Genomic DNA, 21,588 nt, shown 5'->3' with positions numbered 1-21,588 from the left:
GAAATGTAAAAACCATGTTAAACATGCCAGTGATGCAAAGGTAGTGCAAGAGCTATGGATCGTATAATTGAAAAATTAGATCACGGCTGGTGGGTCGTCAGCCATGAACAAAAATTATGGTTGCCGAAGGGAGAATTGCCATATGGCGAAGCGGCAAATTTCGATCTTGTGGGTCAGCGCGCACTACAAATCGGCGAATGGCAGGGGGAACCTGTTTGGTTAGTACAACAGCAGCGGCGTCACGATATGGGGTCGGTACGTCAGGTCATTGATCTCGATGTTGGGCTGTTTCAACTGGCCGGACGAGGCGTACAACTGGCGGAGTTTTACCGATCGCATAAATACTGTGGTTACTGCGGGCATGAAATGTATCCGAGCAAAACCGAATGGGCGATGCTGTGCAGCCATTGCCGTGAGCGTTACTACCCGCAAATCGCCCCCTGCATTATTGTTGCCATCCGTCGCGATGATTCGATCCTCCTCGCCCAGCATACCCGCCATCGTAACGGTGTCCATACGGTACTTGCCGGATTCGTCGAAGTGGGCGAAACCCTCGAGCAGGCGGTCGCGCGGGAAGTGATGGAAGAGAGCGGAATTAAAGTTAAAAACTTGCGTTATGTGACTTCCCAGCCGTGGCCGTTTCCTCAGTCTTTAATGACCGCGTTTATGGCGGAATATGACAGCGGCGACATCGTGATCGACCCGAAAGAATTGCTTGAGGCGAACTGGTATCGCTATGACGATTTGCCGTTACTCCCGCCGCCCGGCACCGTAGCGCGCCGTCTGATAGAAGATACTGTGGCGATGTGTCGGGCAGAGTATGAGTGATGATACACTGACCGCCTGACGCACTAAGGAACAGCCAAAATGACCGAACTTAAAAACGATCGTTATCTGCGGGCGCTGCTGCGCCAGCCCGTTGATGTCACTCCAGTATGGATGATGCGCCAGGCGGGTCGCTATCTACCGGAATATAAAGCCACGCGCGCCCAGGCGGGCGATTTTATGTCGCTGTGCAAAAACGCCGAGCTGGCGTGCGAAGTGACTTTGCAACCGCTGCGTCGCTACCCGCTGGATGCGGCGATCCTCTTTTCCGATATCCTCACCGTGCCGGACGCGATGGGGTTAGGGCTCTATTTTGAAGCCGGAGAAGGTCCGCGTTTTACCTCGCCAGTCACCTGCAAAGCCGACGTCGATAAACTGCCAATTCCGGACCCGGAAGATGAGCTGGGTTACGTGATGAACGCGGTGCGTACCATTCGTCGCGAACTGAAAGGCGAAGTGCCGCTGATTGGTTTTTCCGGCAGCCCATGGACGCTGGCGACCTACATGGTGGAAGGCGGCAGCAGCAAAGCGTTCACCGTGATCAAAAAAATGATGTATGCCGATCCGCAGGCGCTGCACGCTCTACTCGATAAACTGGCGAAAAGCGTCACTTTGTATCTGAATGCGCAGATTAAAGCCGGTGCTCAGGCAGTGATGATTTTCGACACCTGGGGCGGTGTGCTTACCGGGCGCGATTATCAACAGTTCTCGCTCTATTACATGCATAAAATTGTTGATGGTTTACTGCGTGAAAACGACGGTCGCCGCGTACCGGTCACGCTGTTTACCAAAGGCGGCGGACAGTGGCTGGAAGCGATGGCAGAAACCGGTTGCGATGCGTTGGGCCTCGACTGGACAACGGATATCGCCGATGCGCGCCGCCGTGTGGGCAATAAAGTCGCGTTGCAGGGTAATATGGATCCGTCGATGCTGTACGCGCCGCCTGCCCGCATTGAAGAAGAAGTAGCGACTATACTTGCAGGTTTCGGTCACGGCGAAGGTCATGTCTTTAACCTTGGTCACGGCATTCATCAGGATGTGCCGCCAGAACATGCTGGCGTGTTCGTGGAGGCAGTGCATCGACTGTCTGAACAATATCACCGCTAAGGAGTGATTATGGATCTCGCGTCATTACGCGCTCAACAAATCGAACTGGCTTCTTCTGTGATCCGCGAGGATCGACTCGATAAAGATCCACCGGATCTGATCGCCGGAGCCGATGTCGGGTTTGAGCAGGGCGGAGAAGTGACGCGAGCGGCGATGGTGCTGCTGAAATATCCCTCGCTTGAGCTGGTGGAGTATAAAGTTGCCCGCATCGCCACCACCATGCCTTACATTCCAGGTTTTCTTTCCTTCCGCGAATATCCTGCGCTGCTGGCAGCGTGGGAGATGCTGTCGCAAAAGCCGGATTTAGTGTTTGTCGATGGTCATGGGATCTCGCATCCTCTCCGTCTTGGCGTCGCCAGCCATTTTGGCTTATTGGTGGATGTGCCGACCATTGGCGTGGCGAAAAAACGGCTCTGCGGTAAATTCGAACCGCTCTCCAGCGAACCGGGCGCGCTGGCCCCACTGATGGATAAAGGCGAGCAGCTGGCCTGGGTCTGGCGCAGCAAAGCGCGCTGTAACCCGTTGTTTATCGCTACCGGCCATCGGGTCAGCGTGGACAGCGCGCTGGCGTGGGTACAACGCTGCATGAAAGGCTATCGTCTGCCGGAGCCAACGCGCTGGGCGGACGCGGTGGCCTCGGAACGTCCGGCGTTCGTGCGCTATACAGCAAATCAGCCCTAATTCAGGTAAACTGCGGATAATTTCCGTATTTGAGAACTCAACATGTTACAAAACCCAATTCATCTGCGTCTGGAGCGCCTGGAAAGCTGGCAGCATGTCACTTTCATGGCTTGCTTATGCGAACGCATGTACCCCAATTACGCCATGTTCTGCCAGCAAACCGGTTTTGGTGATGGGCAAATTTACCGTCGCATTCTCGATCTCATCTGGGAAACGCTGACCGTTAAAGACGCAAAAGTAAATTTCGACAGCCAACTGGAGAAATTTGAAGAAGCGATTCCTTCAGCCGACGATTTCGATCTGTACGGCGTTTATCCGGCAATCGATGCATGCGTGGCGTTAAGTGAACTGGTCCATTCGCGTTTGAGTGGTGAAACGCTCGAACACGCGGTGGAAGTGAGTAAGACCTCCATCACGACCGTTGCGATGCTGGAAATGACTCAGGCTGGTCGCGAAATGAGCGATGAAGAGCTTAAAGAAAACCCAGCTGTAGAGCAAGAATGGGACATTCAGTGGGAAATATTCCGACTTTTAGCTGAGTGCGAAGAACGCGATATCGAGCTGATAAAAGGCCTTAGGGCAGACCTGCGTGAGGCGGGTGAGAGCAATATTGGTATAATTTTTCAGCAATAAGACCAGAAAACGTGATTTAACGCCTGATTTGTCGTACCTGGAGTCTTCCCTTTCGCCCCCCGTCTGGTCTACATTTGGGGGGCGAAAAAAAGTGGCTATCGGTGCGTGTATGCAGGAGAGTGCTATTCTGGCATTTCCGTCGCACTCGATGCTTAGCAAGCGATAAACACATTGTAAGGATAACTTATGAACAAGACTCAACTGATTGATGTAATTGCAGAGAAAGCAGAACTGTCCAAAACCCAGGCTAAAGCTGCTTTGGAGTCCACTCTGGCTGCAATTACTGAGTCTCTGAAAGAAGGCGATGCTGTACAACTGGTTGGTTTCGGTACCTTCAAAGTGAACCACCGCGCTGAGCGTACTGGCCGCAACCCGCAGACCGGTAAAGAAATCAAAATTGCCGCAGCTAACGTACCGGCATTTGTTTCTGGCAAGGCACTGAAAGACGCAGTTAAGTAAGATTGCGTGGCAGTGAACAGTTTTAACGAAGGGGTGGTTTCACCCCTTTTGTCTTTCTGGCGTCGATCATTGATGCTGGCAGGTGCGCTGTTTCTCACTGCCTGTAGCCACAACTCTTCACTTCCTCCCTTTACCGCCAGTGGATTTGCTGAAGACCAGGGCGCGGTACGCATCTGGCGAAAAGACAGCGGCGATAATGTGCATCTGCTTGCCGTGTTTAGCCCGTGGCGCAGTGGCGATACCACGACGCGAGAGTATCGCTGGCAGGGCGATAACCTCACGCTCATCAATATCAATGTTTACAGCAAACCGCCGGTGAATATTCGCGCGCGTTTTGACGATCGCGGTGATCTGAGCTTTATGCAACGTGAATCCGATGGGGAAAAGCAGCAGCTTTCTAACGACCAAATCGATTTATACCGTTATCGTGCTGATCAGATCCGCCAGATTAGCGATGCCTTACGTCAGGGGAGAGTCGTGCTGCGCCAGGGGCGCTGGCATGCGATGGAACAGACCGTGACCACCTGCGAAGGGCAAACCATTAAACCTGATTTAGATTCGCAGGCGATAGCGCATATCGAGCGCCGCCAGAGCCGCTCTTCTGTTGATGTCAGCGTGGCATGGCTGGAAGCGCCCGAAGGTTCGCAATTACTGTTGGTGGCAAACTCTGATTTCTGTCGCTGGCAACCCAACGAGAAAACGTTCTGATTTACCAGTGGCCCATACCCATATGACCGCCACCACCGCAGCCGCCGTAACCCATTCCGGTACCGCGCGGAATACCCGCTTCAGCCATCGCAATATCTCGTTTCACCCGTAACTCATCTAACGACTGACGCAAATTCTCCATCTCTTTGGCGACCGCGTTAATTTTGCTGCTATCCGGTGGGTTCGCGGCTAACAGGGCATTGTATTCATAACGCTTCGTCACCAGTTGCTGTTGCAGTGCGCTGCTTTGAGCGTAAAAGTCATTATGGATTTTCTGCCACGCTGTCTGTTGTTCGCTGGTCAAAGGCGCGGCATTTTGCTGCCACATACCGTGTCCGCCGTGAGCAAATGCAGATGTCGAGCCCATCGCCATTGCTGAAAGCGCCATCATTACCAGGGCAATTTTCGTGTTCCGTTTCATGGTTAATCCTCCGATGGTTGTCTTACTTCGGGTATTGCATCTTCCGTGCCAACGATGAAACGCTGATATGACGGGTAATCTGGCATGATAAACGAGTAAAAATGACTCGCCTGCTGCGGGTAGCGAGTCATTTTTACTCATTGAAACTTAAGCCTTTGTGTTACAGCGCAGGGTAAGCGCTGATAAAAGATGGCATGATTTCTGCTGTCAGAAAGGGATGAGCAGGCAAAGAAGAAGATGCGTTTTATGCAACGTTCTAAAGACTCCTTAGCTAAATGGTTAAGCGCGATCCTCCCCGTGGTCATTGTTGGGCTGGTGGGGCTGTTTGCGGTGACGGTGATTCGCGATTATGGGCGCGAGACTGCCGCCGCCAGACAAACGCTGCTGGAAAAAGGCAGTGTACTTATTCGCGCTCTTGAATCCGGCTCGCGCGTCGGCATGGGGATGCGCATGCATCATGCGCAGCAGCAGGCCTTACTGGAAGAAATGGCCGGGCAGCCTGGAGTACGTTGGTTTGCGGTCACGGATGAACAAGGAACAATCGTGATGCATAGCAACTCCGGCATGGTGGGAAAACAGCTTTATTCCCCGCAGGAAATGCAGCAGTTACATCCGGGAGATGAAGAAGCGTGGCGGCGGATCGATAGCGCAGACGGCGAGCCTGTTCTGGAAATTTATCGCCAGTTTCAACCGATGTTTGCTGCTGGAATGCACCGGATGCGCCATATGCAGCAGTATGCCGCGACACCACAAGCAATTTTCATCGCTTTCGACGCCAGTAATATTGTGAGTGCCGAAGATCGTGAGCAGAGAAACACCCTGATTATCCTCTTCGCCCTGGCGACGGTCTTGCTGGCAAGCGTGTTGTCATTCTTCTGGTATCGCCGCTATCTGCGCTCGCGCCAGCTGTTGCAGGATGAAATGAAGCGCAAAGAGAAGCTGGTGGCACTGGGGCATCTTGCAGCAGGCGTTGCCCACGAAATCCGTAATCCACTTTCCTCAATTAAAGGGCTGGCGAAATACTTTGCCGAACGCGCGCCAGCAGGGGGAGAAGCGCATCAATTGGCGCAGGTGATGGCGAAAGAAGCCGACCGTTTAAACCGTGTGGTAAGCGAGTTGCTGGAACTGGTTAAGCCAACGCATCTGGCTTTGCAGGCGGTGGATCTCAACACGCTGATTAACCACTCATTACAGCTGGTAAGCCAGGATGCAAACAGCCGGGAGATCCAGTTACGCTTTACCGCCAACGACACATTACCGGTAATTCAGGCCGACCCAGACAGGCTGACTCAGGTCCTGTTGAATCTCTATCTCAATGCTATTCAGGCGATTGGTCAGCATGGTGTGATTAGCGTGACGGCCAGCGAAAGCGGCGCGGGCGTGAAAATCAGCGTTACCGACAGCGGTAAGGGAATTGCGGCAGGTCAGCTTGAAGCCATCTTCACTCCGTACTTCACCACCAAAGCCGAAGGCACCGGATTGGGGCTGGCGGTCGTGCATAATATTGTTGAACAACACGGTGGTACAATTCAGGTCGCAAGCCAGGAGGGAAAAGGCGCAACGTTCACCCTCTGTCTTCCGGTCAATATTACGCGTAAGGACCCACAAGGATGACGCACGATAATATCGATATTCTGGTGGTGGATGATGACATTAGCCACTGCACTATTTTGCAGGCTTTACTGCGCGGCTGGGGCTATAACGTCGCGCTGGCGAACAGCGGGCGACAGGCGCTGGAGCAGGTGCGGGAGCGAGTTTTTGATCTTGTGCTTTGCGATGTGCGAATGGCGGAGATGGACGGCATTGCCACGCTAAAAGAGATCAAAGCGTTAAATCCGGCGATTCCGGTACTGATTATGACCGCATACTCCAGCGTCGAGACGGCGGTAGAGGCACTGAAAACCGGGGCGCTGGATTATCTCATCAAGCCGCTGGATTTCGATAACCTACAGGCGACGCTGGAAAAGGCGCTCGCGCATACGCACAGTATTGATGCTGAAACACCTGCGGTGACTGCCAGCCAGTTCGGTATGGTCGGTAAAAGCCCGGCGATGCAACACCTGCTCAGTGAAATCGCCCTCGTCGCGCCATCGGAAGCCACGGTGCTGATCCACGGCGATTCCGGCACCGGTAAAGAGCTGGTCGCCAGGGCGATTCACGCCAGTAGCGCACGTAGCGAAAAACCGCTGGTAACGCTCAACTGTGCGGCACTCAACGAATCCTTGCTGGAATCTGAATTGTTCGGTCACGAAAAAGGGGCGTTTACTGGAGCCGATAAACGCCGGGAAGGGCGCTTTGTTGAGGCGGACGGCGGCACGCTGTTTCTCGATGAAATTGGCGATATCTCGCCGATGATGCAGGTGCGTCTGCTGCGTGCGATTCAGGAGCGCGAAGTTCAGCGTGTCGGTAGCAACCAGACTATCTCGGTTGATGTCCGGCTGATTGCGGCGACCCATCGCGATCTTGCCGCAGAGGTGAATGCCGGGCGTTTTCGCCAGGATCTCTACTATCGCCTGAATGTGGTGGCGATTGAAGTACCATCGCTGCGGCAACGGCGGGAAGATATCCCTCTGCTGGCTGGCCATTTTCTGCAGCGCTTTGCCGAGCGTAATCGCAAGGCGGTAAAAGGTTTTACGCCCCAGGCGATGGATCTGTTGATTCATTACGACTGGCCGGGAAATATTCGTGAGCTGGAAAACGCGGTGGAACGGGCAGTGGTGCTGCTGACCGGGGAATATATTTCCGAACGCGAGCTGCCGCTGGCGATTGCCAGTACGCCGATCCCGCTGGGACAAAGTCAGGATATTCAGCCGTTGGTGGAAGTGGAAAAAGAGGTGATTCTGGCGGCGCTGGAGAAAACGGGCGGCAACAAAACCGAAGCCGCCCGTCAGTTAGGGATCACGCGCAAAACGCTATTGGCAAAACTGTCGCGTTAGTTCTGCTCGCGTTCGATGGCGCGCCAGCCGATATCTTTCCGGCAGAAGCAGTCGTCCCAGTGAATATCGGTCATTAAGGTATAAGCGCGTTTCTGCGCTTCTGCCACGGTATGACCCAGCGCGGTGACGCACAGTACGCGCCCGCCGCTGGTCACTACCTGCTCGTCATCCGCCAGTTTTGTGCCTGCATGGAACACTTTGCCGTCTTCCACTTCTTCCAGCGGCAGGCCGTGGATCACATCACCGGTGCGGTAATCGCCCGGATATCCACCCGCAGCCATCACCACGCCGAGAGAAGCGCGTTCATCCCACTCGGATGTTTTCTCGTCCAGCTTCCCTTCACAGGCTGCCAGGCAGAGCTCAACCAGATCGGACTTCATGCGCAGCATAATCGGCTGGGTTTCCGGATCGCCAAAGCGGCAGTTAAATTCGATAACCTTCGGATTGCCCTGTTTGTCGATCATCAGGCCCGCGTAGAGAAAACCGGTGTAGGTGTTGCCTTCCGCCGCCATGCCTTTCACGGTTGGCCAGATGATACGTTCCATGGTGCGCTGATGAACTTCATCGGTTACTACCGGCGCGGGGGAGTAAGCGCCCATCCCGCCGGTGTTTGGTCCGGTATCTTTATCGCCTACGCGTTTGTGATCCTGGCTGGTAGCCATCGGCAGCACATGCTCTCCGTCCACCATCACGATAAAGCTCGCTTCTTCGCCATCGAGGAACTCTTCGATAACGATGCGATGACCCGCGTCGCCAAAAGCGTTGCCCGCCAGCATATCGTGAACAGCCGCTTCCGCTTCTTCCAGCGTCATCGCCACGATAACGCCTTTCCCGGCAGCCAGACCGTCCGCTTTAATGACGATTGGCGCGCCTTTCTCACGCAGATACGCCAGCGCAGGTTCTACCTCGGTGAAGTTCTGGTATTCCGCCGTAGGGATCTTATGGCGGGCCAGGAAATCTTTGGTAAACGCTTTTGAGCCTTCCAGTTGGGCCGCACCTGCGGTTGGGCCGAAGATTTTCAGCCCGGCGGCGCGGAAGGTATCGACCACGCCTTTCACCAGCGGCGCTTCCGGGCCGACGATGGTCAGATCAATCTTTTCGTTTTGTGCGAAATCCAACAGCGCCGGGATATCGGTTACGCCGATAGCGACGTTCTGTAGCGCGGGTTCCAGCGCAGTACCTGCATTACCCGGAGCAACAAAAACAGTTTCAACCAGCGGCGACTGCGCCGCTTTCCAGGCCAGCGCGTGCTCGCGCCCGCCGTTACCAATCACTAATACTTTCATCTATTGCTCCATTAATGGCGGAAGTGGCGCATGTCGGTGAAGAGCATCGCAATACCGTGCTCGTCGGCGGCGGCAATCACTTCGTCATCACGGATAGAACCGCCAGGCTGGATTACGCAGGTCACGCCCGCAGCGGCGGCGGCATCAATACCGTCGCGGAACGGGAAGAACGCGTCAGAAGCCATCGAGGAACCTTTCACTTCCAGGCCTTCATCGGCCGCTTTAATACCGGCGATTTTTGCGGAGTACACGCGGCTCATCTGGCCCGCGCCAATGCCGATAGTCATATTGTTTTTGGCATAGACGATAGCGTTGGATTTCACAAACTTCGCCACCTTCCAGCAGAACAGCGCATCACGCAGTTCCTGTTCGCTCGGCTGACGTTTGGTCACCACGCGCAGTTCTTCCGCACCGACCATCCCCAGGTCACGATCCTGAACCAGCAGACCGCCGTTCACGCGTTTGAAATCGAGGCCCGGAACACGCTCGCCCCACTGACCGCAGGTCAGAACGCGTACGTTCTGTTTGGCGGCGGTGATTTTCAGGGCTTCTTCGCTGGCGGACGGCGCAATAATCACTTCGACAAACTGACGAGAAATGATGGCCTGTGCGGTTTCCGCATCCAGCTCGCGGTTAAAGGCAATGATGCCGCCGAATGCGGAGGTTGGGTCGGTTTTGTACGCGCGATCGTAAGCATCAAGAATGGAATTGCCGATAGCCACGCCGCAAGGGTTGGCGTGCTTCACAATCACACATGCCGGCTCGGCGAACTCTTTCACGCACTCCAGCGCCGCATCGGTATCGGCGATGTTGTTATAAGAGAGGGCTTTACCCTGAACCTGGGTTGCGGTAGCAACGGAGGCTTCTTTCACATTCTCTTCTATATAGAAGGCAGCCTGCTGGTGGCTGTTCTCGCCGTAACGCATATCCAGCTTCTTAATGAAGTTCAGGTTCAGCGTGCGTGGGAAGCGACCGGCGGCTTCTTTGCTTTCACCGTGGTAAGCCGGAACCATGCTGCCGAAGTAGTTGGCAATCATGCTGTCGTAGGCGGCAGTGTGTTCGAAGGCTTTGATGGCGAGGTCGAAACGGGTTGCAAGCGTCAGCGATCCTTCGTTGTCATCCATCTCTTTAATAATGGCGTCATAGTCGCTGCTCTTCACCACGATTGCGACATCTTTATGGTTCTTGGCGGCGGAGCGCACCATCGTTGGGCCGCCGATATCGATGTTCTCAACCGCATCTTCCAGCGAGCAACCTTCACGGGCCACGGTCTGGGCGAACGGATACAGGTTAACAACCACCATATCGATAGGCTGGATCTGATGTTCTTCCATAATGGCATCGTCCTGGCCGCGACGGCCCAGAATGCCACCATGTACTTTCGGATGCAGGGTCTTCACGCGTCCATCCATCATCTCCGGGAAACCGGTGTAATCGGAAACTTCGGTTACCGGCAGACCTTTTTCTGCTAACAGACGGGCAGTGCCCCCTGTAGACAGCAGCTCCACACCGCGTGCGGAAAGTGCCTGGGCGAATTCGACGATACCGGCTTTGTCAGAAACACTGAGCAGAGCGCGGCGGACTGGACGACGTTGTTGCATGGTAAATCCCCTGGATTTGACTATTACAGAGAGCGTTAGCTGAATTTTTCGCGAAAAACTCAGCTAACGCCCCTAACGGGGCATCCTTATTTTTCGCCCGCATTGTAACGAAAACGTTTGCGCAGCGCTCGCGAATTTTTCTCTTTCAATGGTGATCACAATTTTGACAGTGGTTACCGTGGGAAAAATACAGAAATTACATTGATGATTGTGGATAACTCTGTGCGTAAAAAGGTATAAAGCGGGGTTTTGCTGGGGAATGCAGCAGTCAGTTATTTTTCTGCAATTTTTCTATTGCGGCCTGCGGAGAACTCCCTATAATGCGCCTCCATCGACACGGCGGATGTGAATCACTTCACACAAACAGCCGGTTCGGTTGAAGAGAAAAATCCTGAAATTCAGGGTTGACTCTGAAAGAGGAAAGCGTAATATACGCCACCTCGCGACAGTGAGCTGAAAGCCGCGTCGCAACTGCTCTTTAACAATTTATCAGACAATCTGTGTGGGCACTCGAAGATACGGATTCTTAACGTCGCAAGACGAAAAATGAATACCAAGTCTCAAGAGTGAACACGTAATTCATTACGAAGTTTAATTCTTTGAGCATCAAACTTTTAAATTGAAGAGTTTGATCATGGCTCAGATTGAACGCTGGCGGCAGGCCTAACACATGCAAGTCGAACGGTAACAGGAAGCAGCTTGCTGCTTCGCTGACGAGTGGCGGACGGGTGAGTAATGTCTGGGAAACTGCCTGATGGAGGGGGATAACTACTGGAAACGGTAGCTAATACCGCATAACGTCGCAAGACCAAAGAGGGGGACCTTCGGGCCTCTTGCCATCGGATGTGCCCAGATGGGATTAGCTAGTAGGTGGGGTAACGGCTCACCTAGGCGACGATCCCTAGCTGGTCTGAGAGGATGACCAGCCACACTGGAACTGAGACACGGTCCAGACTCCTACGGGAGGCAGCAGTGGGGAATATTGCACAATGGGCGCAAGCCTGATGCAGCCATGCCGCGTGTATGAAGAAGGCCTTCGGGTTGTAAAGTACTTTCAGCGGGGAGGAAGGGAGTAAAGTTAATACCTTTGCTCATTGACGTTACCCGCAGAAGAAGCACCGGCTAACTCCGTGCCAGCAGCCGCGGTAATACGGAGGGTGCAAGCGTTAATCGGAATTACTGGGCGTAAAGCGCACGCAGGCGGTTTGTTAAGTCAGATGTGAAATCCCCGGGCTCAACCTGGGAACTGCATCTGATACTGGCAAGCTTGAGTCTCGTAGAGGGGGGTAGAATTCCAGGTGTAGCGGTGAAATGCGTAGAGATCTGGAGGAATACCGGTGGCGAAGGCGGCCCCCTGGACGAAGACTGACGCTCAGGTGCGAAAGCGTGGGGAGCAAACAGGATTAGATACCCTGGTAGTCCACGCCGTAAACGATGTCGACTTGGAGGTTGTGCCCTTGAGGCGTGGCTTCCGGAGCTAACGCGTTAAGTCGACCGCCTGGGGAGTACGGCCGCAAGGTTAAAACTCAAATGAATTGACGGGGGCCCGCACAAGCGGTGGAGCATGTGGTTTAATTCGATGCAACGCGAAGAACCTTACCTGGTCTTGACATCCACGGAAGTTTTCAGAGATGAGAATGTGCCTTCGGGAACCGTGAGACAGGTGCTGCATGGCTGTCGTCAGCTCGTGTTGTGAAATGTTGGGTTAAGTCCCGCAACGAGCGCAACCCTTATCCTTTGTTGCCAGCGGTCCGGCCGGGAACTCAAAGGAGACTGCCAGTGATAAACTGGAGGAAGGTGGGGATGACGTCAAGTCATCATGGCCCTTACGACCAGGGCTACACACGTGCTACAATGGCGCATACAAAGAGAAGCGACCTCGCGAGAGCAAGCGGACCTCATAAAGTGCGTCGTAGTCCGGATTGGAGTCTGCAACTCGACTCCATGAAGTCGGAATCGCTAGTAATCGTGGATCAGAATGCCACGGTGAATACGTTCCCGGGCCTTGTACACACCGCCCGTCACACCATGGGAGTGGGTTGCAAAAGAAGTAGGTAGCTTAACCTTCGGGAGGGCGCTTACCACTTTGTGATTCATGACTGGGGTGAAGTCGTAACAAGGTAACCGTAGGGGAACCTGCGGTTGGATCACCTCCTTACCTTAAAGAAGCGTTCTTTGCAGTGCTCACACAGATTGTCTGATAGAAAGTGAAAAGCAAGGCGTCTTGCGAAGCAGACTGATACGTCCCCTTCGTCTAGAGGCCCAGGACACCGCCCTTTCACGGCGGTAACAGGGGTTCGAATCCCCTAGGGGACGCCACTTGCTGGTTTGTGAGTGAAAGTCACCTGCCTTAATATCTCAAAACTCATCTTCGGGTGATGTTTGATATATTTGCTCTTTAAAAATCTGGATCAAGCTGAAAATTGAAACACTGAACAACGAAAGTTGTTCGTGAGTCTCTCAAATTTTCGCAACGCGATGATGAATCGAAAGAAACATCTTCGGGTTGTGAGGTTAAGCGACTAAGCGTACACGGTGGATGCCCTGGCAGTCAGAGGCGATGAAGGACGTGCTAATCTGCGATAAGCGTCGGTAAGGTGATATGAACCGTTATAACCGGCGATTTCCGAATGGGGAAACCCAGTGTGTTTCGACACACTATCATTAACTGAATCCATAGGTTAATGAGGCGAACCGGGGGAACTGAAACATCTAAGTACCCCGAGGAAAAGAAATCAACCGAGATTCCCCCAGTAGCGGCGAGCGAACGGGGAGCAGCCCAGAGCCTGAATCAGTGTGTGTGTTAGTGGAAGCGTCTGGAAAGGCGCGCGATACAGGGTGACAGCCCCGTACACAAAAATGCACATGCTGTGAGCTCGATGAGTAGGGCGGGACACGTGGTATCCTGTCTGAATATGGGGGGACCATCCTCCAAGGCTAAATACTCCTGACTGACCGATAGTGAACCAGTACCGTGAGGGAAAGGCGAAAAGAACCCCGGCGAGGGGAGTGAAAAAGAACCTGAAACCGTGTACGTACAAGCAGTGGGAGCACGCTTAGGCGTGTGACTGCGTACCTTTTGTATAATGGGTCAGCGACTTATATTCTGTAGCAAGGTTAACCGAATAGGGGAGCCGAAGGGAAACCGAGTCTTAACTGGGCGTTAAGTTGCAGGGTATAGACCCGAAACCCGGTGATCTAGCCATGGGCAGGTTGAAGGTTGGGTAACACTAACTGGAGGACCGAACCGACTAATGTTGAAAAATTAGCGGATGACTTGTGGCTGGGGGTGAAAGGCCAATCAAACCGGGAGATAGCTGGTTCTCCCCGAAAGCTATTTAGGTAGCGCCTCGTGAATTCATCTCCGGGGGTAGAGCACTGTTTCGGCAAGGGGGTCATCCCGACTTACCAACCCGATGCAAACTGCGAATACCGGAGAATGTTATCACGGGAGACACACGGCGGGTGCTAACGTCCGTCGTGAAGAGGGAAACAACCCAGACCGCCAGCTAAGGTCCCAAAGTCATGGTTAAGTGGGAAACGATGTGGGAAGGCCCAGACAGCCAGGATGTTGGCTTAGAAGCAGCCATCATTTAAAGAAAGCGTAATAGCTCACTGGTCGAGTCGGCCTGCGCGGAAGATGTAACGGGGCTAAACCATGCACCGAAGCTGCGGCAGCGACGCTTATGCGTTGTTGGGTAGGGGAGCGTTCTGTAAGCCTGTGAAGGTGTGCTGTGAGGCATGCTGGAGGTATCAGAAGTGCGAATGCTGACATAAGTAACGATAAAGCGGGTGAAAAGCCCGCTCGCCGGAAGACCAAGGGTTCCTGTCCAACGTTAATCGGGGCAGGGTGAGTCGACCCCTAAGGCGAGGCCGAAAGGCGTAGTCGATGGGAAACAGGTTAATATTCCTGTACTTGGTGTTACTGCGAAGGGGGGACGGAGAAGGCTATGTTGGCCGGGCGACGGTTGTCCCGGTTTAAGCGTGTAGGCTGGTTTTCCAGGCAAATCCGGAAAATCAAGGCTGAGGCGTGATGACGAGGCACTACGGTGCTGAAGCAACAAATGCCCTGCTTCCAGGAAAAGCCTCTAAGCATCAGGTAACATCAAATCGTACCCCAAACCGACACAGGTGGTCAGGTAGAGAATACCAAGGCGCTTGAGAGAACTCGGGTGAAGGAACTAGGCAAAATGGTGCCGTAACTTCGGGAGAAGGCACGCTGATATGTAGGTGAAGCGACTTGCTCGTGGAGCTGAAATCAGTCGAAGATACCAGCTGGCTGCAACTGTTTATTAAAAACACAGCACTGTGCAAACACGAAAGTGGACGTATACGGTGTGACGCCTGCCCGGTGCCGGAAGGTTAATTGATGGGGTCAGCGCAAGCGAAGCTCTTGATCGAAGCCCCGGTAAACGGCGGCCGTAACTATAACGGTCCTAAGGTAGCGAAATTCCTTGTCGGGTAAGTTCCGACCTGCACGAATGGCGTAATGATGGCCAGGCTGTCTCCACCCGAGACTCAGTGAAATTGAACTCGCTGTGAAGATGCAGTGTACCCGCGGCAAGACGGAAAGACCCCGTGAACCTTTACTATAGCTTGACACTGAACATTGAGCCTTGATGTGTAGGATAGGTGGGAGGCTTTGAAGTGTGGACGCCAGTCTGCATGGAGCCGACCTTGAAATACCACCCTTTAATGTTTGATGTTCTAACGTTGACCCGTAATCCGGGTTGCGGACAGTGTCTGGTGGGTAGTTTGACTGGGGCGGTCTCCTCCTAAAGAGTAACGGAGGAGCACGAAGGTTGGCTAATCCTGGTCGGACATCAGGAGGTTAGTGCAATGGCATAAGCCAGCTTGACTGCGAGCGTGACGGCGCGAGCAGGTGCGAAAGCAGGTCATAGTGATCCGGTGGTTCTGAATGGAAGGGCCATCGCTCAACGGATAAAAGGTACTCCGGGGATAACAGGCTGATACCGCCCAAGAGTTCATATCGACGGCGGTGTTTGGCACCTCGATGTCGGCTCATCACATCCTGGGGCTGAAGTAGGTCCCAAGGGTATGGCTGTTCGCCATTTAAAGTGGTACGCGAGCTGGGTTTAGAACGTCGTGAGACAGTTCGGTCCCTATCTGCCGTGGGCGCTGGAGAACTGAGGGGGGCTGCTCCTAGTACGAGAGGACCGGAGTGGACGCATCACTGGTGTTCGGGTTGTCATGCCAATGGCACTGCCCGGTAGCTAAATGCGGAAGAGATAAGTGCTGAAAGCATCTAAGCACGAAACTTGCCCCGAGATGAGTTCTCCCTGACTCCTTGAGAGTCCTGAAGGAACGTTGAAGACGACGACGTTGATAGGCCGGGTGTGTAAGCGCAGCGATGCGTTGAGCTAACCGGTACTAATGAACCGTGAGGCTTAACCTTACAACGCCGAAGCTGTTTTGGCGGATGAGAGAAGATTTTCAGCCTGATACAGATTAAATCAGAACGCAGAAGCGGTCTGATAAAACAGAATTTGCCTGGCGGCCGTAGCGCGGTGGTCCCACCTGACCCCATGCCGAACTCAGAAGTGAAACGCCGTAGCGCCGATGGTAGTGTGGGGTCTCCCCATGCGAGAGTAGGGAACTGCCAGGCATCAAATAAAACAAAAGGCTCAGTCGAAAGACTGGGCCTTTTGTTTTATCTGTTGTTTGTCGGTGAACGCTCTCCTGAGTAGGACAAATCCGCCGGGAGCGGATTTGAACGTTGCGAAGCAACGGCCCGGAGGGTGGCGGGCAGGACGCCCGCCATAAACTGCCAGGCATCAAATAAAGCGAAAGGCCATCCGTCAGGATGGCCTTTTTGCATTGGCGCAGAAAAAAATGCCGGATGCGACGCTGGCGCGTCTTATCCAGCTTACGCAGGCACGATAGCACGATAGGGGGCGGCTTATTCCCCCACATACGCCAGATTCAGCAACGGATACGGTTTCCCCAAATCGTCCACCTCAGAGCGTCCCGTAACCTTAAAACCCACCTTCTTATAGAACCCAACCGCCTGCTCATTTTGCTCATTAACGTTGGTTGTCAGTTCCGGTGCCATCGAGAGCGCATGCTCCACCAGCACCCGACCTACGCCGCAGCCGCGCACATCAGGATCGATAAACAGCGCATCCATATGCTGCCCACTTAGCAACATAAATCCAACCGGCTGATCCCGCTCATTAACCGCGACCCACAACGGCGCTTCCGGCAGGAAGGAACGAACTAGGTCCTCCAGCTCGGTCCGATACTCTGCTGATAGAAAATCGTGAGTGGCATCGACAGAACGACACCAAATCGCAACGAGTTCCTCCCCTTCCTCATGCCGTGAGCGGCGAATACTAATAACCATTTTCTCTCCTTTTAGTCATTCTTATATTCTAACGTAGTCTTTTCCTTGAAACTTTCTCACCTTCAACATGCAGGCTCGACATTGGCAAATTTTCTGGTTATCTTCAGCTATCTGGATGTCTAAACGTATAAGCGTATGTAGTGAGGTAATCAGGTTATGCCGATTCGTGTGCCGGACGAGCTACCCGCCGTCAATTTCTTGCGTGAAGAAAACGTCTTTGTGATGACAACTTCTCGTGCGTCTGGTCAGGAAATTCGTCCACTTAAGGTTCTGATCCTTAACCTGATGCCGAAGAAGATTGAAACTGAAAATCAGTTTCTGCGCCTGCTTTCAAACTCACCTTTGCAGGTCGATATTCAGCTGTTGCGCATCGATTCCCGTGAATCGCGCAACACGCCCGCAGAGCATCTGAACAACTTCTACTGTAACTTTGAAGATATTCAGGATCAGAACTTTGACGGTTTGATTGTAACTGGTGCACCGCTGGGCCTGGTGGAGTTTAATGATGTCGCTTACTGGCCGCAGATCAAACAGGTGCTGGAGTGGTCGAAAGATCACGTCACCTCGACGCTGTTTGTCTGCTGGGCGGTACAGGCCGCGCTCAATATCCTCTACGGCATTCCTAAGCAAACTCGCACCGACAAACTCTCTGGCGTTTACGAGCATCATATTCTCCATCCTCATGCGCTTCTGACGCGTGGCTTTGATGATTCATTCCTGGCACCGCATTCGCGCTATGCTGACTTTCCGGCAGCGTTGATTCGTGATTACACCGATCTGGAAATTCTGGCAGAGACGGAAGAAGGGGATGCATATCTGTTTGCCAGTAAAGATAAGCGCATTGCCTTTGTGACGGGCCATCCCGAATATGATGCGCAAACGCTGGCGCAGGAATTTTTCCGCGATGTGGAAGCCGGACTAGACCCGGATGTACCGTATAACTATTTCCCGCACAATGATCCGCAAAATACACCGCGAGCGAGCTGGCGTAGTCACGGTAATTTACTGTTTACCAACTGGCTCAACTATTACGTCTACCAGATCACGCCATACGATCTACGGCACATGAATCCAACGCTGGATTAATCTTCTGTGATAGTCGATCGTTAAGCGATTCAGCACCTTACCTCAGGCACCTTCGGGTGCCTTTTTTATTTCCGAAACGTACCTCAGCAGGTGAATAAATTTTATTCATATTGTTATCAACAAGTTATCAAGTATTTTTAATTAAAATGGAAATTGTTTTTGATTTTGCATTTTAAATGAGTAGTCTTAGTTGTGCTGAACGAAAAGCGCACAACGATCCTTCGTTCACAGTGGGGAAGTTTTCGGATCCATGACGAGGAGCTGCACGATGACTGAACAGGCAACAACAACCGATGAACTGGCTTTCACAAGGCCGTATGGCGAGCAGGAGAAGCAAATTCTTACTGCCGAAGCGGTAGAATTTCTGACTGAGCTGGTGACGCATTTTACGCCACAACGCAATAAACTTCTGGCAGCGCGCATTCAGCAGCAGCAAGATATTGATAACGGAACGTTGCCTGATTTTATTTCGGAAACAGCTTCCATTCGCGATGCTGATTGGAAAATTCGCGGGATTCCTGCGGACTTAGAAGACCGCCGCGTAGAGATAACTGGCCCGGTAGAGCGCAAGATGGTGATCAACGCGCTCAACGCCAATGTGAAAGTCTTTATGGCCGATTTCGAAGATTCACTGGCACCAGACTGGAACAAAGTGATCGACGGGCAAATTAACCTGCGTGATGCGGTTAACGGCACCATCAGTTACACTAATGAAGCAGGCAAAATTTACCAGCTCAAGCCCAATCCAGCGGTTTTGATTTGTCGGGTACGCGGTCTGCACTTGCCGGAAAAACATGTCACCTGGCGTGGTGAGGCAATCCCCGGCAGCCTGTTTGATTTTGCGCTCTATTTCTTCCACAACTATCAGGCACTGTTGGCAAAGGGCAGTGGTCCCTATTTCTATCTGCCGAAAACCCAGTCCTGGCAGGAAGCGGCCTGGTGGAGCGAAGTCTTCAGCTATGCAGAAGATCGCTTTAATCTGCCGCGCGGCACCATCAAGGCGACGTTGCTGATTGAAACGCTGCCCGCCGTGTTCCAGATGGATGAAATCCTTCACGCGCTGCGTGACCATATTGTTGGTCTGAACTGCGGTCGTTGGGATTACATCTTCAGCTATATCAAAACGTTGAAAAACTATCCCGATCGCGTCCTGCCAGACAGACAGGCAGTGACGATGGATAAACCATTCCTGAATGCTTACTCACGCCTGTTGATTAAAACCTGCCATAAACGCGGTGCTTTTGCGATGGGCGGCATGGCGGCGTTTATTCCGAGCAAAGATGAAGAGCACAATAACCAGGTGCTCAACAAAGTAAAAGCGGATAAATCGCTGGAAGCCAATAACGGTCACGATGGCACATGGATCGCTCACCCAGGCCTTGCGGACACGGCAATGGCGGTATTCAACGACATTCTCGGCTCCCGTAAAAATCAGCTTGAAGTGATGCGCGAACAAGACGCGCCGATTACTGCCGATCAGCTGCTGGCACCTTGTGATGGTGAACGCACCGAAGAAGGTATGCGCGCCAACATTCGCGTGGCTGTGCAGTACATCGAAGCGTGGATCTCTGGCAACGGCTGTGTGCCGATTTATGGCCTGATGGAAGATGCGGCGACGGCTGAAATTTCCCGTACCTCGATCTGGCAGTGGATCCATCATCAAAAAACGTTGAGCAATGGCAAACCGGTGACCAAAGCCTTGTTCCGCCAGATGCTGGGCGAAGAGATGAAAGTCATTGCCAGCGAACTGGGCGAAGAACGTTTCTCCCAGGGGCGTTTTGACGATGCCGCACGCTTGATGGAACAGATCACCACTTCCGATGAGTTAATTGATTTCCTGACCCTGCCAGGCTACCGCCTGTTAGCGTAAACCACCACATAACTATGGAGCATCTGCACATGAAAACCCGTACACAACAAATTGAAGAATTACAGAAAGAGTGGACTCAACCGCGTTGGGAAGGCATTACTCGCCCATACAGTGCGGAAGATGTGGTGAAATTACGCGGTTCAGTCAATCCTGAATGCACGCTGGCGCAACTGGGCGCAGCGAAAATGTGGCGTCTGCTGCACGGTGAGTCGAAAAAAGGCTACATCAACAGCCTCGGCGCACTGACTGGCGGTCAGGCGCTGCAACAGGCGAAAGCGGGTATTGAAGCAGTCTATCTGTCGGGATGGCAGGTAGCGGCGGACGCTAACCTGGCGGCCAGCATGTATCCGGATCAGTCGCTCTATCCGGCAAACTCGGTGCCAGCTGTGGTGGAGCGGATCAACAACACCTTCCGTCGTGCCGATCAGATCCAATGGTCCGCGGGCATTGAGCCGGGCGATCCGCGCTATGTCGATTACTTCCTGCCGATCGTTGCCGATGCGGAAGCCGGTTTTGGCGGTGTCCTGAATGCCTTTGAACTGATGAAAGCGATGATTGAAGCCGGTGCAGCGGCAGTTCACTTCGAAGATCAGCTGGCGTCAGTGAAGAAATGCGGTCACATGGGCGGCAAAGTTTTAGTGCCAACTCAGGAAGCTATTCAGAAACTGGTCGCGGCGCGTCTGGCAGCTGACGTGACGGGCGTTCCAACCCTGCTGGTTGCCCGTACCGATGCTGATGCGGCGGATCTGATTACCTCCGATTGCGACCCGTATGACAGTGAATTTATTACTGGCGAGCGTACCAGTGAAGGCTTCTTCCGTACTCATGCGGGCATTGAGCAAGCGATCAGCCGTGGCCTGGCGTATGCGCCATATGCTGACCTGGTCTGGTGTGAAACCTCCACGCCGGATCTGGAACTGGCGCGTCGCTTTGCACAAGCTATCCACGCGAAATATCCGGGCAAACTGCTGGCTTATAACTGCTCGCCGTCGTTCAACTGGCAGAAAAACCTCGACGACAAAACTATTGCCAGCTTCCAGCAGCAGCTGTCGGATATGGGCTACAAGTTCCAGTTCATCACCCTGGCAGGTATCCACAGCATGTGGTTCAACATGTTTGACCTGGCAAACGCCTATGCCCAGGGCGAGGGTATGAAGCACTACGTTGAGAAAGTGCAGCAGCCGGAATTTGCCGCCGCGAAAGATGGCTATACCTTCGTATCTCACCAGCAGGAAGTGGGTACAGGTTACTTCGATAAAGTGACGACTATTATTCAGGGCGGCACGTCGTCGGTTACAGCGCTGACCGGCTCCACCGAAGAATCGCAGTTCTAAGCAACAACAACCGTTGCTGACTGTAGGCCGGATAAGGCGTTCACGCCGCATCCGGCAATCGGTGCACGATGCCTGATGCGACGCTTGCGCGTCTTATCATGCCTACAGCCGTTGCCGAACGTAGGCCGGATAAGGCGTTCACGCCGCATCCGGCAATCGGTGCACGATGCCTGATGCGACGCTTGCGCGTCTTATCATGCCTACAACCGTTGCCGAACGTAGGCCGGATAAGGCATTTACGCCGCATCCGGCAATTCTCTGCTCCTGATGAGGGCGC

At 53.3% G+C, this 21,588-nt stretch carries 15 protein-coding genes, 1 tRNA gene and 3 rRNA genes; 15 read left to right on the top strand and 4 right to left on the bottom strand.

Annotation, left to right across the window (positions count from 1 at the left end):
* The first annotated feature begins 54 nt into the window (after nucleotides 1–54).
* The 6 genes from nudC (at nucleotide 55) to AB4H76_RS21635 (ending at nucleotide 4,413) form a co-directional block, all read left to right on the top strand.
* A complete protein-coding gene (nudC, locus tag AB4H76_RS21660) occupies nucleotides 55–828 on the top strand; it encodes an NAD(+) diphosphatase (protein ID WP_000373940.1) in 774 nt (257 codons plus the stop codon).
* 39 nt (nucleotides 829–867) lie between these two features.
* Nucleotides 868–1,932, top strand: a complete 1,065-nt coding sequence (gene hemE, locus AB4H76_RS21655) for a uroporphyrinogen decarboxylase (RefSeq protein WP_000137657.1) — start codon at nucleotides 868–870, stop codon at nucleotides 1,930–1,932.
* 9 nt (nucleotides 1,933–1,941) lie between these two features.
* Nucleotides 1,942–2,613 carry a deoxyribonuclease V gene (gene nfi / locus AB4H76_RS21650; protein ID WP_077492234.1) on the top strand — a complete coding sequence of 224 codons (672 nt, stop codon included), beginning with the start codon at nucleotides 1,942–1,944 and terminating at the stop codon, nucleotides 2,611–2,613.
* Between the two features lie 42 nt (nucleotides 2,614–2,655).
* The gene (locus AB4H76_RS21645; RefSeq protein WP_000940106.1) at nucleotides 2,656–3,246 is read left to right on the top strand and encodes a YjaG family protein; all 591 of its coding nucleotides are present in this window, start codon (nucleotides 2,656–2,658) and stop codon (nucleotides 3,244–3,246) included.
* 186 nt (nucleotides 3,247–3,432) lie between these two features.
* On the top strand, nucleotides 3,433–3,705 hold the full coding sequence (hupA, locus tag AB4H76_RS21640) for a nucleoid-associated protein HU-alpha (protein ID WP_001044513.1): 273 nt from the start codon (nucleotides 3,433–3,435) through the stop codon (nucleotides 3,703–3,705).
* A gap of 12 nt (nucleotides 3,706–3,717) precedes the next feature.
* Complete coding sequence (locus tag AB4H76_RS21635) at nucleotides 3,718–4,413, top strand: DUF1481 domain-containing protein (RefSeq protein ID WP_001300651.1); 696 nt, start codon at nucleotides 3,718–3,720, stop codon at nucleotides 4,411–4,413.
* Between the two features lies 1 nt (nucleotide 4,414).
* On the opposite strand, the gene zraP is transcribed toward AB4H76_RS21635, so the two are convergent.
* Nucleotides 4,415–4,834 (bottom strand): zinc resistance sensor/chaperone ZraP, encoded by a 420-nt coding sequence (gene zraP, locus AB4H76_RS21630; RefSeq protein WP_001296714.1) that lies wholly within the window; start codon nucleotides 4,832–4,834, stop codon nucleotides 4,415–4,417.
* 237 nt (nucleotides 4,835–5,071) lie between these two features.
* Here zraP and zraS point away from each other — a divergent pair, with 237 nt between their 5' ends.
* Nucleotides 5,072–6,448 (top strand): two-component system sensor histidine kinase ZraS, encoded by a 1,377-nt coding sequence (gene zraS / locus AB4H76_RS21625; protein ID WP_001211923.1) that lies wholly within the window; start codon nucleotides 5,072–5,074, stop codon nucleotides 6,446–6,448.
* A complete protein-coding gene (gene zraR, locus AB4H76_RS21620; protein ID WP_000148551.1) occupies nucleotides 6,445–7,770 on the top strand; it encodes a sigma-54-dependent response regulator transcription factor ZraR in 1,326 nt (441 codons plus the stop codon). Before zraS ends, zraR begins: the two co-directional genes overlap by 4 nt.
* On the opposite strand, the gene purD is transcribed toward zraR, so the two are convergent.
* Complete coding sequence (purD, locus tag AB4H76_RS21615; RefSeq protein ID WP_085452755.1) at nucleotides 7,767–9,056, bottom strand: phosphoribosylamine--glycine ligase; 1,290 nt, start codon at nucleotides 9,054–9,056, stop codon at nucleotides 7,767–7,769. The genes zraR and purD overlap by 4 nt on opposite strands.
* A gap of 11 nt (nucleotides 9,057–9,067) precedes the next feature.
* Nucleotides 9,068–10,657, bottom strand: a complete 1,590-nt coding sequence (purH, locus tag AB4H76_RS21610) for a bifunctional phosphoribosylaminoimidazolecarboxamide formyltransferase/IMP cyclohydrolase (protein WP_001187559.1) — start codon at nucleotides 10,655–10,657, stop codon at nucleotides 9,068–9,070.
* A gap of 616 nt (nucleotides 10,658–11,273) precedes the next feature.
* Between purH and AB4H76_RS21605 the strand changes: the two genes are divergently transcribed.
* The 4 genes from AB4H76_RS21605 to rrf all read left to right on the top strand — a co-directional run bounded on the left by AB4H76_RS21605 (nucleotide 11,274) and on the right by rrf (nucleotide 16,283).
* Nucleotides 11,274–12,815 (top strand): 16S ribosomal RNA (locus AB4H76_RS21605).
* An 85-nt stretch (nucleotides 12,816–12,900) separates the two neighbouring features.
* Nucleotides 12,901–12,976: transfer RNA gene (locus tag AB4H76_RS21600), tRNA-Glu, on the top strand.
* Nucleotides 12,977–13,169: 193 nt separating this feature from the next.
* Nucleotides 13,170–16,073 (top strand): 23S ribosomal RNA (locus tag AB4H76_RS21595).
* Nucleotides 16,074–16,167: 94 nt separating this feature from the next.
* Nucleotides 16,168–16,283: ribosomal RNA gene (gene rrf, locus AB4H76_RS21590) — 5S ribosomal RNA — on the top strand.
* The 16S, 23S and 5S rRNA genes sit together here with 1 tRNA gene alongside, the layout of an rRNA operon.
* 294 nt (nucleotides 16,284–16,577) lie before the next feature.
* Here rrf and AB4H76_RS21585 read toward each other — a convergent pair.
* Entirely contained in the window at nucleotides 16,578–17,021 is a 444-nt protein-coding gene (locus tag AB4H76_RS21585) for an acetyltransferase (RefSeq protein ID WP_000237005.1), read from the bottom strand.
* A 156-nt stretch (nucleotides 17,022–17,177) separates the two neighbouring features.
* Here AB4H76_RS21585 and metA point away from each other — a divergent pair, with 156 nt between their 5' ends.
* From metA to aceA, 3 genes are all read left to right on the top strand, one after another.
* Complete coding sequence (metA, locus tag AB4H76_RS21580; RefSeq protein WP_001122777.1) at nucleotides 17,178–18,107, top strand: homoserine O-acetyltransferase MetA; 930 nt, start codon at nucleotides 17,178–17,180, stop codon at nucleotides 18,105–18,107.
* Nucleotides 18,108–18,375: 268 nt separating this feature from the next.
* A complete protein-coding gene (gene aceB, locus AB4H76_RS21575) occupies nucleotides 18,376–19,977 on the top strand; it encodes a malate synthase A (protein WP_000138905.1) in 1,602 nt (533 codons plus the stop codon).
* Nucleotides 19,978–20,006: 29 nt separating this feature from the next.
* Nucleotides 20,007–21,311 (top strand): isocitrate lyase, encoded by a 1,305-nt coding sequence (gene aceA, locus AB4H76_RS21570; protein ID WP_000857856.1) that lies wholly within the window; start codon nucleotides 20,007–20,009, stop codon nucleotides 21,309–21,311.
* The last annotated feature ends 277 nt before the right edge of the window (nucleotides 21,312–21,588 follow it).

This window comes from Escherichia sp. UTM R2, assembly GCF_048593455.1.
In the GTDB taxonomy this organism is placed as follows: Bacteria; Pseudomonadota; Gammaproteobacteria; order Enterobacterales; family Enterobacteriaceae; genus Escherichia; species Escherichia coli.
The sequence above is the reverse complement of the archived record's forward strand: the minus strand, read 5'-3'. Positions and strand labels throughout refer to the sequence as shown.

Coding starts and splice junctions, on each gene's coding strand:
- metA (WP_001122777.1), top strand. CDS start 17,178: ATGCCGATTCGTGTGCCGGACGAGCTACCCGCCGTCAATTTCTTGCGT.
- aceB (WP_000138905.1), top strand. CDS start 18,376: ATGACTGAACAGGCAACAACAACCGATGAACTGGCTTTCACAAGGCCG.
- nfi (WP_077492234.1), top strand. CDS start 1,942: ATGGATCTCGCGTCATTACGCGCTCAACAAATCGAACTGGCTTCTTCT.
- nudC (WP_000373940.1), top strand. CDS start 55: ATGGATCGTATAATTGAAAAATTAGATCACGGCTGGTGGGTCGTCAGC.
- hupA (WP_001044513.1), top strand. CDS start 3,433: ATGAACAAGACTCAACTGATTGATGTAATTGCAGAGAAAGCAGAACTG.
- purH (WP_001187559.1), bottom strand. CDS start 10,657: ATGCAACAACGTCGTCCAGTCCGCCGCGCTCTGCTCAGTGTTTCTGAC.
- AB4H76_RS21645 (WP_000940106.1), top strand. CDS start 2,656: ATGTTACAAAACCCAATTCATCTGCGTCTGGAGCGCCTGGAAAGCTGG.
- aceA (WP_000857856.1), top strand. CDS start 20,007: ATGAAAACCCGTACACAACAAATTGAAGAATTACAGAAAGAGTGGACT.
- hemE (WP_000137657.1), top strand. CDS start 868: ATGACCGAACTTAAAAACGATCGTTATCTGCGGGCGCTGCTGCGCCAG.
- purD (WP_085452755.1), bottom strand. CDS start 9,056: ATGAAAGTATTAGTGATTGGTAACGGCGGGCGCGAGCACGCGCTGGCC.
- zraP (WP_001296714.1), bottom strand. CDS start 4,834: ATGAAACGGAACACGAAAATTGCCCTGGTAATGATGGCGCTTTCAGCA.
- zraS (WP_001211923.1), top strand. CDS start 5,072: ATGCGTTTTATGCAACGTTCTAAAGACTCCTTAGCTAAATGGTTAAGC.
- AB4H76_RS21585 (WP_000237005.1), bottom strand. CDS start 17,021: ATGGTTATTAGTATTCGCCGCTCACGGCATGAGGAAGGGGAGGAACTC.
- zraR (WP_000148551.1), top strand. CDS start 6,445: ATGACGCACGATAATATCGATATTCTGGTGGTGGATGATGACATTAGC.